Below are 13,853 nucleotides of genomic sequence, written 5' to 3'. Positions count from 1 at the left end.
GTTCCGGTCCGCAGTGGATGGGGCGACTCGGGTGACCACCCGGGCACCGTCGGTACACCTGGGTACCCCGGTCCCCGCGTGCCCGCCGAATCTGGGTGAGGACTACCCATGCCCGGGTGGGTGGGTAGTTGCTTCAGTGGTGCCCGTACCGCCACGGAACCGTCCGGGGCGTCTTTCCGGTATTCATTTCCCGTGCTCGAAGAAAAGGAAAGCGATGGCGAACACGACGGAAGCCGCGGCGGCGCCGTTCGGCCGCGACGGCGGTGTGCTCACCGTGGGCGGCGTGCCCGTGGACCGGCTCGCGGCGCGGGTCGGCACCACCCCCTTCTTCGCCTACGACCGCTCGCTCGTCACCACCCGCGTCGAGCGGGTGCGGGCCGCCCTGCCCGACGGCGTCGAGCTGAGCTACGCGGTCAAGGCGAACCCGATGCCCGCCTTGCTGCACCACCTCAGCGGCCTCGTCGACGGCCTCGACGTCGCGTCCGGCGGGGAGCTGCGGCAGGCGCTCGACACGACCGTGCCGCCGGAGCGGATCAGCTTCGCCGGCCCCGGCAAGAGCGCGGCCGAGCTGACCCGCGCGGTCGCCGCCGGCGTCACGGTCGAACTGGAGTCCACGACCGAACTGGCCCGCGTCCGGGAAGCCGGCGAGCGCCTCGGCCTCACCCCGCGCGTGGCCCTGCGGGTGAACCCGGACTTCGCCGTGCGCGGCTCCGGCATGCGCCTGGGCGGCGGCCCGCAGCAGTTCGGCATCGACGCCGAGCGCGTACCCGCCGTGCTGGCCGAGGTCGGCGCCGCCGGCTTGGACTTCCAGGGCTTCCACGTCTTCGCCGGCTCCCAGAACCTGCGCGCGGAAAGCCTGTGCGAAGCCCAGCGCGCGACGGTCGACCTGGTCCTGCAGCTGGCGGAGGCGGCACCCGGCCCGGTGCGGTCGGTGAACCTCGGCGGCGGCTTCGGCATCCCCTACACCGCCCGCGACACCGCGCTGGACCTCGACGAGGTCGGCGAGAACCTGGCCAAACTCCTGGCCGTCTCGCTGCGGCCCGCGCTGCCGGAGGCACGGGTGGTGATCGAGCTCGGCCGCTACCTCGTCGGGGAGGCCGGGGTGTACCTCACCCGGGTGGTCGACCGGAAGGTCTCGCGCGGCACGACGTTCCTCGTCGTCGACGGCGGCCTGCACCACCAGCTGGCCGCGTCCGGCAACTTCGGCCAGGCCATCCGCCGCAACTACCCACTGTCCCTGGCGACCGCGCCCGGCGGTCCCGAGGAGACGGTGACGGTGGTCGGCTGCCTGTGCACCCCGCTCGACCTCCTCGGCGACCGGGTTTCCCTGCCCGGTGCGGCGATCGGCGACCTGATCGCGATCTTCCAGGCCGGCGCCTACGGCCTGACCGCCAGCCCCACCGCCTTCCTCGGGCACCCGGCGCCGCCCGAAGTCCTCGTCTGACCCCGGAGGGAACACCGTGCAGACCACCGTGCCGACACCCGGAGCCGCCGTGCTCCGCACCGCCCCCGATGCTGTGACAGCCGAGGCTTCGCCTCGGGCCGGGGGCTTCGCCGCCCGGAACCCCCGGAGCGAGCCCGATTTCCGGGTGCTGGGCCTGCTGCAGGTCCGCGGCCGCGAGCCGGTCGTCGTGACCGCCCGCCGCCAGCAGGTGGTGCTCGCGCTGCTGCTGCTCAACGGCAACCGCGTGGTGCCGCTGGAGGGGCTGCTCGACGCGCTGTGGGGCGCCACGCCGCCCGCGACGGCCCGGGCGCAGATCCAGACCTGCGTCTCGGCCCTGCGCCGCGCGCTGGCGAAAGCCGGGCTGGGCGAACGGATCTCCGCGCGCGGCAGCGGCTACTGCCTCGACCTCGCGCCCGGAGAACTGGACCTGCACGAGTTCGAGGCCCTGGTGGCCCGCGGACGCGCCGCGCGGCGGCCGGAGGAGGCGCGGGCGGCGTTCCGGGAGGCGCTGGCGCTGTGGCGCGGCGAACCGCTCACCGGCATCGACAGCGGTGTCGTGCGGGCCCACCAGGTCCGTATCGCCGAGAGGCGCGTCGAGGTGCTCGAGGACTGCCTCGACGCCGAACTGGAGCTGGGGCTGCACCGCGAGGTCGTCGGCGAGATCTCGGTGCTGACCGAGGAATACCCGCTGCGCGAGCGGTTCGTGCTGCAGCTGATGACCGCGCTGCACCGGTGTGGCCGCCGGGTCGAGGCCCTCGCCGCCTACCGGGCCGTGCGCCGCCGCTTCGTCGACGAACTGGGCCTGGAGCCCGGTGCGGCCCTGCGCGAGCTGCACCAGGACATCCTCGCCGGGTCGAGCGCGGCGCCGGCGAGCGGCCGCGCGGTCCCGCGAATGCTGCCCGCGCGCCTGCCGTACTTCACCGGGCACGAACGGCTGCTGGCCGGGCTGCGGCGCGGCCTCACCGACGACGGGCCCGGCGCCGCGGTGGTCACGATCCTCACCGGACGCGGCGGGGCGGGCAAGTCCGCCGTGGCCGCGGAGGCCGCGCACCGTGCCGCCCCGGCGTTCCCCGACGGGGTGCTCTACGCGCGGCTCGCCGCCGGGAACACCGCCGAGGACGCCGCCGAGGTGCTGGCGCGGTTCCTACACGCGCTCGGCGTGCCCGCGGCGGAGATCCCGGAGGACCTGGACGGCCGCGCCGCGCTGTACCGCAGCGTGCTCGCCGGGCGCCGGGTCCTGACCGTGCTGGACGACGCCGCGAGCCTGGCGCGCGTCACGCCGTTCGTCGCGGACGCCCGGGGCTGCCGCCTGCTCGTCACCACCCGCGCCCGGGTGCCGTCGCTGCCGGGGGTGGCGGTGGCCGAGCTCGACGTGCTGGACGGCGCGGAGGGCGTCGAACTGCTCTCGGCCCTGGTGGGGGAGGACCGCGTGACGACGGAGCTGTCCGACGCGGTGGAGCTGGTCGAGCTGTGCGGCGGCCTGCCGCTGGCGGTGACGGCGGCGGCCACGCACGTCGCGGCGCGGCCGGGCCGCACGCTGGCCCAGGCGGTGGCGCGGCTGCGGGCCGAGGACGACCGGCTCGGCCGGCTCGGCGCGGGCGTGCGCGCGGCCGTCGGGCGCGGCTTGGCGGACGTGCCGGCGCCGGCGCGGGAGCTGTTCGCGCGGCTGGCGTTGCTGCCGGCGGGCAGCTGGGCGGGCTGGGCCGCGACGGCGCTGGCGGACCTCGGCCCGGCCGAAGCGGCCGACGCGCTGGAGTCGCTGGTCGACGCGCGTCTCGTCGACGTCGCCGGCCCCCGGTACCGGCTGCCGTCGCTGACCCGGCTGCTCGCGCGAGAGCTGCTGGCGGCACAACCGCTTCCGGCGAGGACAGCGGCGTTGCGACGGCTGTTCGGCGCGTGGCTGCACCTGGCGGACGAGGTCCGGGGCGTCGCGGCCGGCGCCGTGCCGCGCACCGCGGTGGTGGCCGACCTCGGCGACGCCGGCACGTGGTACGACCGCGAGTCCGCCGGGCTGCTGGCCGCGGTGCGCCAAGCCGCCGACGCGGGGGAGCCGGGCTACAGCGCGGAACTGGCGCTGGCGGTGGCCGCCCTGGCGGCGTCGCGCGGCCGGTACGCGGACTGGCGCGAGAGCGGCGAAACGGCGTTGCGCGCGGCGGTTTCGGCGGGCGACCGGCGTGCCGAGGCGGCGCTCGAACGCTCCCTCGGGGAGCTGGCGGTCCGTGAAAGCCGCTTCGCCGACGCGGCGGGCCGGATCACGCGCGCGCTGACGGCGGGAGAGCAGGCGGGCGGGGTGAGCTGGGACGAACTGGTCCGGCAGGTCCTGGCCGGGGTCGACCGGGCCCGGGCGGCTGTCGCGACGTCACCGGACCTGCCGGCGCTGTCACCCGGCGAGCCGGCGACGGGCCATCGCACGGCCTCACCGCGGACGGGTCTGGGACGCGACCAGTTCGACCTCGCGGCCGACCGCGCCCAGCCGGACGGTCCGCCCCGGCCGGCGGCCCGCGCGGGACACCGCCGGTTGCCGCGCCCGAGGCCGATCTCGTGGCGGCGCGAGTCCGAGTACCCCGAGGAGGCCTGACCGCGGCCGTTCGCCGCCCCGCGCACCGGATTGCCGCCCCGCGAACCGGATGGCCGCCCGAGGAGCCCTGACTGCTGCGCGAGGAGCTCGGACTGCCGCCTGAGAAGCCTCGGCTGCTGCCCGAGAATCCTGGACTGCCGCCCGAGAAGCCCGCCCTGCTGCCGAAAAGCCCCGATTGCCGCCCGAGAACCGGCCCTGCCGCCCGAGAAGCCCGCCCTGTCCCGAAAAGCCCGATCCGCCCCGGAGGAACCGCCATGACCATCGGTGCCGCCCTGCCCGCCGGCGACCTGTCGGGGGTCGCCAACAGCGTCGAGGCGCTGCTCGCCCAGACCCGCGAGGCCGCCGACGCCGGCCTTCGCTCCGTCTGGTTCTCCCAGCTGTTCGACCACGACGCCCTCACGCTGGCCGCCCTCGCCGGGCGCGCGGTGCCCGAAGTCGCCGTCGGGACCGCCGTCGTGCCGCTCTACCCGCGGCACCCGCTCCACCTCGCCGCGCAGGCGCAGACCGCGCAGGCCGCCACCGGCGGGCGGTTCACCCTCGGGCTGGGCCTGGGCGTGCGGAGCCTGCTGGAACCGGCGTTCGGCTTCGAATACCCGCCACCCATCACGTCCCTGCGCGAGTCCCTGACCGTGCTGCGCGACCTGCTCGACGGCCGCCGTCCGGAGTTCGACGGCGAGACGCTCACCGCCCGCCCGCCGCTGCCCACGGCCGTGCCCGGCGGTGGCGACGTCCCCGTCGTCGTCGCCGCGATGGGGCCGCAGGCCCTGCGCGTGGCCGGGGAGCTCGCGGACGGCACCCTCCCGTTCCTGGCCGGCCCGCGGGCGCTCGCGGAGCACGTCGTGCCCACGGTGACCAAGGCCGCCGCCGGCGCGGGGCGTCCGGAGCCACGGGTGATCGCGGCGGTCCCGGCCGTGGTGACCGACGACCCCGAGACGGTCCGTCAGATCGCCGCGGTCCACCTGGGCTACTACGGCGACATCCCGTCCTACCGCCGCATCCTCGACGCGGAGGGCGCCACGCACGCGGCCGACCTCGCGCTGATCGGCGACGAGCGCACGGTCGAGGCGGGCCTGCGCCGGTACTTCGACGCCGGCGCGACGGAGGTCGTCCTGATCCAGGCGGGCATGCGGTCGGCGCGGGAGCGGCTGCGCACCTGGCAGCTGGCCGGGGCGATGTAGCGGCGCCGCGCCCGGGCCCGCTCGGGGCCGACGAGCCGTCGAGTGCCCTCGACGTGACGATCCGGGCGCGGCCGGGCGGGCGAAGTCATGGCTCCACAGCTATCCGGTGCGCCGCCGCGGCGCACGCGCGTTCACGATGTGGACGGCGACCCGGGCCGGAGACCCGAAAACGCTTGCGTGTCAAGGGTGTCTCGCCGCGGTGTCAAAGATTGGGACTCCGGTTCGCGGAGTGGGACGGCGCCGGACGGGTGGCTAGCGTCGCGTTCCGAAAGCGCAACCGCTCCCCGCTGGAGGCCGTCCGGTGTCCTCTCTTTCCCGTGCCCGCAACGCCGCGGCCCTGCTCGCCCTGCCCGTGCTGCTCACCGCCTGCTCCGCCGCCGGCGGTGAAGCGGCGGCCGACGCGGGCCCGCCGAAGCCCGGCGGCACGCTGCGGCTGGGCATCTCGTCCGCGCCCGACTGCATCGACCCGCAGCAGACCGCGACGAACGCGTCGATCAACGTCGCCCGCCAGCTGGTCGACTCCCTCACCGACCAGGACCCGAAGACCGGCGAGATCAAGCCGTGGCTGGCCGAGAAGTGGGAGATCAACGCCGATTCCACCGCGTTCACCTTCCACCTGCGCTCCGGCGCGACGTTCGCCGACGGCAGCCCGGTCGACGCGGCCGCCGTGAAGACCAGCTTCGACGGCATCAAGGCCCTCGGCACGAAGGCCCAGCTCGGCTTCGGCTACCTGGCCGCGTACCAGGGGTCGACGGTGGTCGACCCGCGGACCGTCCGGCTCGAGTTCTCCGCGCCCAGCGCGCAGTTCCTGCAGGCCGGCTCGACCGTCTCACTCGGCGTCCTGGCCCCCGCGGCGTTCACGAAGACGCCGGAACAGCGTTGCCAGGGCACCGGCCTGATCGGGTCCGGGCCGTTCGTGTTCGAAAGCTTCAAGCAGAACCAGGAGATCGTCCTGGCCAAGCGGAAGGGTTACGCCTGGGGCTCGTCGCTGTTCAAGCACCAGGGCGAGGCCTACCTGGACAAGATCGACTACAAGATCGTGCCCGAACCCGGCGTCCGCACCGGCAGCCTCGCCTCCGGCCAGCTCGACGCGGCCACCGACATCCAGCCGGTCGACGAGCCGCAGTTCACCGGCAACGGGTTCGGCGAGAACATCCGGCCCAACCCCGGGGTGGTGTTCAACCTGCACGCCAACACCACCCGCGGTGTCCTCGCCGCGGAGAAGGTGCGCCAGGCCGTGCTCAAGGGCGTCGACCGGGCCGAGGTGGTGAGCACCGTGCTGACGCCGAGCTACCAGGCCGCCACGAGCATCCTCGGCTCGGCTACGCCGTTGCACAGCGACCTCTCGCAGCAGCTCGCCTACGACCCGAAGGGCGCGGCCGCGCTGCTGGACGGCGACGGCTGGGTGCCCGGTCCCGACGGGATCCGCGTCAAGGACGGGCAGCGGCTGAGTGCGGCGGTGGTGTTCTCGCCGGTGTTCAACCAGAACCGCAGCGTGCTGGAGCTGATCCAGCAGCAGCTCCGCAAGATCGGCTTCGACCTGCGGATCGAGCAGCACACCACGGCCGAAACCACGCAGATCCAGCTGTCCGGGAACTACGACTTCCTCTGGTACAACGTGACCCGGGCCGATCCGGACATCCTGCGCAGCCAGTTCTCCACCAAGGCCGGCAACCGCAGCAAGCTCACCCCGGGCAACCCCCTCGACGCCGCGCTCGACGCGCAGTCGTCCACTGTGGACGCGGCCAAGCGCAGGCCGGCGGCCGACGAGGCGCAGAAGCTGATCGTCGGCCACGCCTACGCGGTCCCGGTGTTCGAGCTGACCCAGGTCGTCGCGCTCAGCTCGAAGGCGCACGCCGTCGACTTCGAGGCGTCGTCGCGGCTGCAGCTGTTCGACGCGTGGCTGTCGTGAGGCGCTACCTCCTCCGCCGCGCCGGGCAGGCGGTGTTCGTGCTGTGGGCGGCGTTCACGCTGTCCTTCCTGATCCTCTACCTGCTGCCGGGTGACGCCGTTTCGGCGAAACTCGCCGCCGGGGAGGCGGGCTCGTCGGCGACGGCGGAGCAGCTCGCGGCCGCCCGCGCCGAGTACGGGCTCGACTCGCCGCTGCCGGTGCAGTACCTGAAACGGCTGGTCTCGGCGTTGCACGGCGACTTCGGGAGCAGTGTCGCCACCGGTGACGACGCGACGCGCATGGTCGTCACGGCGTTGCCGCCGACGCTCGCCGTCACCGGGCTGGCGCTGGTGTTCGCGGTGCTGTTCGGCGGCGGCTCGGCGTTCCTCGGCACGTTCACCCGGTTCCGCCGGCTGCGGCAGGCCCTGCTGTCCCTGCCGTCGCTGGCGATCTCGCTGCCGCCGTTCTGGGTCGGGTTGCTGTTGATCCAGTTCTTCTCCTTCCGGCTGCGGCTGCTGCCCGCGCTGGGCACGCAGGGTTTCGCGTCGATCCTCCTGCCCGCCGTCACCCTCGCCCTGCCGACCGGCGCGATCATCGGGCAGGTGCTGGCCAAAAGCCTGGCCACGCAGCAGCGAGAGCCGTATGCGGAGATCGCGGCGGCGAAGGGGGCGAGCCGCTGGCGCGTCCACTTCGGACACCTGCTGCGCAACGCGGCCGTGCCGGCGCTGACCGTCGCCGGCGTGGTGGCGGGCAACCTCGTCGCGGGCTCGGTGATCACCGAGACGGTGTTCTCGCGCGACGGCGTCGGCCGGATCACCGCGGCCGCCGTCACCGCCCAGGACGTCCCGGTCGTGCAGGCGGTGATCGTGCTGGCCGCGTTGGTGTTCGTGGTGCTCAACCTGGTCGTCGACCTGCTCTACCCGCTGCTCGACCCGCGCATCGCCCGCACCCCGGAGGCGGTGCCCCGTGGCTGACCTGACCCTCGCCAGGCGGCACTTTCACGTGAAAGTGCCGCCCGGGCTGGTGCTGGCGGTGGCGGTGCTGGCCTTCGTGCTGCTCGCGGCGTTCGCGCCGGCGCTGCTGACCGGGTACGACCCGATCGCCGGCGTCCCGGCGGAACGGCTGCACGGGCCGTCGCCGCGGCACCTGTTCGGCACCGACGAAACCGGCCGGGACGTCTACGCGCGGGTGATCCACGGCGCGGCGCTTTCGCTGCGGGCCACCGCGATCGCCGTGCTCGTGGCGCTCGTCGCGGGCTCGGCGCTCGGCCTGCTCGCCGGGTTCCGCGGCGGCTGGGCGGACACGGCGATCATGCGGGTCGTCGACGTCTTCCTGGCCATCCCGCCGATCCTGCTGTCGCTGGCCCTGGTCACGGCCCTGGGCTTCGGCACGACGAACGTCGCGATCGCCGTCGGCATCGCGAACCTGGCGTCTTTCGCGCGGGTCATGCGCGCGGAGGTGCTGCGCGTGCGCAACGGCGTGTTCGTCGAGGCGGCGCGAGCCTCCGGCGTGCGCTGGTCGGGGGTGCTCCTGCGGCACGTCCTGCCGAACGCGGCGGGCCCGGTGCTCGCACTGGCCACGCTCACCCTCGGCACGGCCGTGCTCGAGGTGTCGGCGCTGAGCTTCCTCGGCTTCGGCGCGACCCCGCCGACGCCGGAGTGGGGCGCGCTCGTCGCGGGCGGGCGCAGCTTCCTGGCCACGGCCTGGTGGATGACGACGTTCCCGGGCCTGACGGTCGCGGCGGTGGTGCTCGCCGCGAACCGGCTGTCCCGGGCGCTGGACGGAGGAGACCGATGACCCTGCTGCGCATCTCGGACCTGGCCGTATCGTACGGAGGAGTCCCGGCCGTCCGTGACGTCGGCTTCGACGTCGGTGCCGGTGAAGTGGTCGCCGTCGTCGGCGAATCGGGCTCGGGCAAGTCGACGACCGCGCACGCGGCCATCGGGCTGCTCCCGCGCGGCGGCCGCGTCGACGGCGGCTCGATCACCTTCGACGGCCGCGACCTGCTTTCGCTCTCGCCGAAGCAGTGGCGCGGCGTGCGCGGGCGCGAGATCGCGCTGGTGCCGCAGGACCCGGCGGTGTCGCTGAACCCCGTGCACCGGGTCGGCGACCAGGTGGCGGAGGTGCTGAAGATCCACGGCCTCGCGGACCGGCGGTCGGCGGCGGCGCAGGCGATCGAGCTGCTGGAGCGCGCGGGGGTGCCCGAGCCGCGGCTGCGGGCGCGGCAGTACCCGCACCAGCTGTCGGGCGGCCTGCGGCAGCGCGTGCTGATCGCGGCCGCGCTGGCCGGGCGCCCGAAGCTGATCATCGCGGACGAGCCGACTTCGGCGCTGGACGTCACCGTGCAGCGGCGGATCCTCGACCACCTCACGCGGCTGGCGGCCGAATCCGGGACGGCGATCCTGCTCATCACGCACGACCTCGGGGTCGCGGCCGACCGGGCGTCGCGGATCGTGGTGCTCTCGCGGGGAACGGTCGTCGAAGAGGGTTCGTCGGTCGTCAGCGCGCCGGCGCACCCGTACACGCGGCAGCTGATCGCGGCGGCCCCCAGCCTGTCGAGCGCGGTGCGGCCGCCCGCGCCGGCCGCCGAGCCCCTGGTGTCGGTCCGGGACCTCGCGAAGACGTTCGACGGCGGGATCCGCGCGGTCGACGGCGTTTCGTTCGACATCCCGCGGGGGCAGACCCTGGCGCTGGTCGGCGAATCCGGCTCGGGCAAGTCGACGACGGCCCGCATGGTGCTGCGGCTGGAGACGCCGTCGGCGGGCTCGGTGTCGTTCGGCGGCCGGGACATCACGTCGCTCGGTGGCGGCGAACTCAGACGGCTGCGGCGGCGGATGCAGATCGTCTACCAGAACCCGTACGCGTCGCTGAACCCGAAGTTCTCGATCGAGGACGTGGTGGCGGAGCCGCTGCGGGCGTTCGGGCTGCCGGACCGCCGGGCCCGGGTGGCCGAGCTGCTGGACCAGGTGGCCCTGCCGGCGTCGGTGGCGCGCCGGAAGCCGGCGGAGCTGTCCGGTGGCCAGCGGCAGCGGGTCGCGATCGCGCGGGCGCTGGCGCTGAAGCCGGACCTGGTGGTGTGCGACGAACCGGTGTCGGCGCTGGACGTCTCGGTGCAGGCGCAGATCCTCGCGTTGCTGGCGGACCTGCAGGCGTCGCTGGGGTTGTCGTACCTGTTCATTTCGCACGACCTGGCGGTGGTCCGGCAGCTCGCCGACCACGTCGGCGTCATGCGCGCCGGTGCTTTGGTGGAGCTGGGCCCGGCGGCCCGGGTCCTGGAACGGCCGGAAGCGGAGTACACGAAAGAACTGCTGGCGGCGATTCCCGGGCGCCGGGCGGTTTCCCAGCACGTGGATGCTTTTGCCGAGCCGTGATCCCATGCCCCATTCTCCGATCATGACCCAGCTCCACGAACCTTTGAAATTCGCGTATTGGGTGCCGAACGTCAGCGGCGGGCTCGTCACCAGTGACATCGAACAGCGCACCGACTGGGGGTACGAATACAACCGGGATCTCGCGGTCATCGCCGAGAACAACGGGTTCGAATACGCCCTCACGCAGGTGCGCTACACCGCCAGTTACGGCGCCGCCTACCAACACGAATCGACCGGTTTCAGCCTCGCGCTGCTGCTGGCGACGCAGCGGCTGAAGGTCATCGCGGCCGTGCACCCCGGGTTGTGGCACCCGGGTGTGCTGGCGAAGTTCATCGCGAGCGCGGACGAGCTGTCCGGCGGCCGCGCCGCGGTGAACGTCGTCAGCGGCTGGTTCAAGGACGAGTTCACCGGGCTCGGCGAACCCTGGCTGGAGCACGACGAGCGGTACCGCCGGTCCGAGGAGTTCATCCGGGTGCTCAAGGAACTGTGGACGAACGACCACGCCGAGTTCTCCGGCGACTTCTACCGGATCCACGATTTCGACATCAAGCCCAAGCCGCGATCGGGCGAGGGACGTCCGCATCCGGAGATCTTCCAGGGCGGGAACTCCACGGCCGCGCGCAAGCTGGCAGGCCGCGTTTCGGACTGGTACTTCAGCAACGGCAAGGATTACGACGGGTTCAGCGAGCAGGTGGCCGAGGTCCGCGGCTACGCCGCCGAAAACGACCACGCGGTCCGGTTCGGCCTGAACGGTTTCGTGATCGCCCGCGAAACCGAAGCCGAAGCGCGGGACGTGCTGCGCGAAATCGTCGCCAAGGCCAATGTGGCGGCGGTGGAGGGGTTCCGGTCCGCGGTGCAGCAGGCCGGCAACGCCACGGCGGACAAGAAGGGCATGTGGGCGGATTCGGAGTTCGCCGACCTCGTCCAGTACAACGACGGCTTCCGCACCCGGCTCATCGGCACCCCGGAACAGATCGCCGAACGCGCCATCGAGTACAAGCGCCGCGGCGCGAGCCTGCTGCTGCTCGGTTTCCTGCACTTCCAGGAGGACGTCGAGTACTTCGGCAAGCACGTCCTGCCGATCGTCCGCGAACTCGAAAAGGACATCGACCACAGCGCCGCGACGCCCGAACCCGTGGGGAGCCGAGCATGACCGACTGGATCGAACGCGCGCGCGAAGTCGCCGCCAAGCTCGCCGTCGACGCCGTCGAGCGCGACCGCCGGGGCGAGACCCCGTACCAGGAAGTCCGGCTGTTGAAGGACAACGGCCTGGTCACCCTCCTCGGCCCGGCCGAGCACGGCGGTGGCGGGCAGACCTGGGAAACCGCGTACCGGGTGATCCGCGAGATCGCCAAGGCCGACGGCTCGATCGGGCAGCTGCTCGGCTACCACTACCTGTGGGCGTGGGCGGCGCGCCTGGTGGCCACCGACGCCCAGGTGGCGGCGGTCGAAGAGCTGTACACGACGGGCAACCTGTTCTTCGGCGGCGCGGTGAACCCGCGTGACGCCGACCTGACCATCACCGAAGACGGCGATTCGCTGGTCTACCACGGGCACAAGTCGTTCTCGACCGGGGGCAAGGTCTCGGACCTGACCGTGCTGGAAGGCGTCCTGGAGGGGACCGACGACCACATCTTCGCGATCGTCCCGTCGCAGCAGGAGGGCATCACCTTCCACGACGACTGGGACAACATCGGCCAGCGGCTCACCGAATCCGGCAGCGTGACGATCTCCGGGGTCCGGGTGCCGTGGGAGTCGGCGGCCGGGTACGTCGACCGCCGGTTCCGGCCGCTGGTCTACAACACCCTCAACGTCCCGGCCATCCAGCTCGTCTTCGCCAACTTCTACCTCGGCATCGCGCAGGGCGCGCTGGAGACCGCGCTCGCCTACACGCGCGAGCACACCCGCGCCTGGCCGTACGGCGGCGACGACAAGCAGGCCGCGTCGGAGGAGTGGTACATCCTCGAGGGCTACGGCGACCTGCAGGCCAAGCTGTGGGCGGCGGAGGCCCTGGTGGACAAGGCGGGCACCGCGATCTCCCGCGTGCTGCACGCCCCGCGCGAAGAGCTGACGCCCGAAGCGCGCGGCGAGGTGGCGGTGCTCATCGCCGCCGCGAAACAGCGGGCGGTGGACACCGGCCTGGAGATCGGGACGAAGATCTTCGAGCTGACCGGGGCCCGGGCGAGCGCGTCGAAGTACGGCCTGGACCGGTTCTGGCGCAACCTGCGGACGCACTCGCTGCACGACCCGCTGCCCTACAAGCGCCGCGAGGTGGGGGCGTACGCCCTGCTCGGCGAGTACCCGACGCCGACCTGGTACACCTGAGGTCACGCCGGGACGAGCCGGCCGGACACCGCGCCGGCCTCGAGCGCCCGGAGGGCGAGCGTGGCCGGCAGCACGTCGTGGACAACGGCGTCCACCTCGCCGCGGCCCACGGCGGCCAGCAGTCCGGCGGCCACCGTGCCGGCGCTGAACGTGGCGAACGACAGCGACTTCGGCGATTGTGGTGAACCGCCGGCCGGGCGGCGGTTCACCGATCAACGGGTGGCGAGCCGCTCCGGCGTGAGCACGGCTTCGGCGACCGCCAGCAGGGTGGCTACCGGATCGTCGCCGAGGGGGTGGACGCCGACCTGGTCGGCGCCCGCGTCGAGGTGGGCGCCCAGACCCGTGGCGACGGCGGCCGCGGTGCCGTGCGCGACGAGCGCGTCGATCAGGCGGTCACTGCCGGCGTCGGCGAGGTCCTCGGCGGTGTAGCCCAGCCGCCGGAGGTTGCGCGCGTAGTTCGTCACGCCCAGCGCGGTTCCGGGTGGCGCGGACCGGGCGATCGCCCGCGCCCGCCCGGGGTCGGGTTCGACCAGGGCGAAGTGGCCCGGCAGCACCAGCTTGCCCGCGCCGAGGGCCGCCCGGGCCCGCCGGGTGTGCTCGGCGGTGGTCATGCCCGGGACGGTCCCGGCGGTGCGCTCGCCGGCCAGCCCCAGCATCCGCGGCCCGAGCGCGGCCAGCACGATCCGCCCGGCGGGCACGCCGCCCCGGGCCAGAGCGTCCAGATAGGACACCAGCGTGCGGTACGGGGACGTGTATTCCGCGTGCACTTCGCGGTGCCCGATCCCCACGCCGAGCAGGAACCGGCCGGGGTGGCGCGCCTCGATCCGCCGGTAGGAGGCGGCCACGGTGACCGCGTCGGCGGTCCACGCGTTCACCACGCTCGTCCCGACCACCAGCCGCGTGGTGGCGTCGAGCAGCTCGTCGGCGAGCTCCAGCCCGGCCGGGGGCGAGGCGTCCAGCCAGAGCGTGCCGTAGCCGGCGCGTTCGAGGGCGACGGCCCGGTCCGGGGTCACTTGGTGGTCGCGCAGGTGGGCGCCGAGCAGTCCGAGATCCATGCGGCGAGTGC

At 73.7% G+C, this 13,853-nt stretch carries 11 protein-coding genes; 9 read left to right on the top strand and 2 right to left on the bottom strand.

The features are described 5' to 3' along the window. Positions 1-214: 214 nt before the first annotated feature. The 9 genes from DV20_RS36710 (at position 215) to DV20_RS36670 (ending at position 12,787) form a co-directional block, all read left to right on the top strand. On the top strand, positions 215-1,444 hold the full coding sequence (locus DV20_RS36710) for a pyridoxal-dependent decarboxylase, exosortase A system-associated (protein ID WP_051736280.1): 1,230 nt from the start codon (positions 215-217) through the stop codon (positions 1,442-1,444). A 145-nt stretch (positions 1,445-1,589) separates the two neighbouring features. Beyond that, positions 1,590-4,022, top strand: a complete 2,433-nt coding sequence (locus DV20_RS36705; protein WP_160169776.1) for an AfsR/SARP family transcriptional regulator — start codon at positions 1,590-1,592, stop codon at positions 4,020-4,022. A 254-nt stretch (positions 4,023-4,276) separates the two neighbouring features. Continuing rightward, positions 4,277-5,200, top strand: coding sequence for a TIGR03564 family F420-dependent LLM class oxidoreductase (locus DV20_RS36700; protein WP_043787961.1), 924 nt, complete (start codon positions 4,277-4,279; stop codon positions 5,198-5,200). 301 nt (positions 5,201-5,501) lie between these two features. Continuing rightward, complete coding sequence (locus DV20_RS36695; RefSeq protein ID WP_043787960.1) at positions 5,502-7,112, top strand: ABC transporter substrate-binding protein; 1,611 nt, start codon at positions 5,502-5,504, stop codon at positions 7,110-7,112. After that, positions 7,109-8,065, top strand: a complete 957-nt coding sequence (locus DV20_RS36690) for an ABC transporter permease (protein ID WP_043787959.1) — start codon at positions 7,109-7,111, stop codon at positions 8,063-8,065. Before DV20_RS36695 ends, DV20_RS36690 begins: the two co-directional genes overlap by 4 nt. Then, positions 8,058-8,888, top strand: a complete 831-nt coding sequence (locus DV20_RS36685; RefSeq protein WP_200876571.1) for an ABC transporter permease — start codon at positions 8,058-8,060, stop codon at positions 8,886-8,888. Before DV20_RS36690 ends, DV20_RS36685 begins: the two co-directional genes overlap by 8 nt. Continuing rightward, entirely contained in the window at positions 8,885-10,462 is a 1,578-nt protein-coding gene (locus DV20_RS36680; RefSeq protein ID WP_043787957.1) for a dipeptide ABC transporter ATP-binding protein, read from the top strand. The genes DV20_RS36685 and DV20_RS36680 overlap by 4 nt, the downstream gene beginning before the upstream one ends. Before the next feature lie 22 nt (positions 10,463-10,484). Further along, the gene (sfnG, locus tag DV20_RS36675; protein WP_043787955.1) at positions 10,485-11,615 is read left to right on the top strand and encodes a dimethylsulfone monooxygenase SfnG; all 1,131 of its coding nucleotides are present in this window, start codon (positions 10,485-10,487) and stop codon (positions 11,613-11,615) included. Continuing rightward, positions 11,612-12,787 (top strand): acyl-CoA dehydrogenase family protein, encoded by a 1,176-nt coding sequence (locus tag DV20_RS36670; protein WP_043787954.1) that lies wholly within the window; start codon positions 11,612-11,614, stop codon positions 12,785-12,787. Before sfnG ends, DV20_RS36670 begins: the two co-directional genes overlap by 4 nt. Before the next feature lie 2 nt (positions 12,788-12,789). Here the strand turns inward: DV20_RS36670 and DV20_RS36665 are convergent, their stop codons facing one another. Together DV20_RS36665 and DV20_RS36660 are read right to left on the bottom strand one after the other, a co-directional pair. Then, complete coding sequence (locus tag DV20_RS36665; protein ID WP_043787953.1) at positions 12,790-12,996, bottom strand: hypothetical protein; 207 nt, start codon at positions 12,994-12,996, stop codon at positions 12,790-12,792. Between the two features lie 3 nt (positions 12,997-12,999). Continuing rightward, a complete protein-coding gene (locus DV20_RS36660; protein WP_043787952.1) occupies positions 13,000-13,842 on the bottom strand; it encodes a TIGR03620 family F420-dependent LLM class oxidoreductase in 843 nt (280 codons plus the stop codon). Positions 13,843-13,853: the final 11 nt, after the last annotated feature.

This window comes from Amycolatopsis rifamycinica (genome assembly GCF_000695625.1).
GTDB classification, from domain to species: Bacteria; Actinomycetota; Actinomycetes; order Mycobacteriales; family Pseudonocardiaceae; genus Amycolatopsis; species Amycolatopsis rifamycinica.
This window is presented reverse-complemented; position numbering and strand designations above follow the sequence as displayed.

What these genes read in the sequence shown, in the direction of transcription:
- DV20_RS36710 (WP_051736280.1), top strand. Translation starts at nt 215, where the DNA reads ATGGCGAACACGACGGAAGCCGCGGCGGCGCCGTTCGGCCGCGACGGC.
- DV20_RS36700 (WP_043787961.1), top strand. Translation starts at nt 4,277, where the DNA reads ATGACCATCGGTGCCGCCCTGCCCGCCGGCGACCTGTCGGGGGTCGCC.
- DV20_RS36680 (WP_043787957.1), top strand. Translation starts at nt 8,885, where the DNA reads ATGACCCTGCTGCGCATCTCGGACCTGGCCGTATCGTACGGAGGAGTC.
- sfnG (WP_043787955.1), top strand. Translation starts at nt 10,485, where the DNA reads ATGACCCAGCTCCACGAACCTTTGAAATTCGCGTATTGGGTGCCGAAC.
- DV20_RS36670 (WP_043787954.1), top strand. Translation starts at nt 11,612, where the DNA reads ATGACCGACTGGATCGAACGCGCGCGCGAAGTCGCCGCCAAGCTCGCC.
- DV20_RS36660 (WP_043787952.1), bottom strand. Translation starts at nt 13,842, where the DNA reads ATGGATCTCGGACTGCTCGGCGCCCACCTGCGCGACCACCAAGTGACC.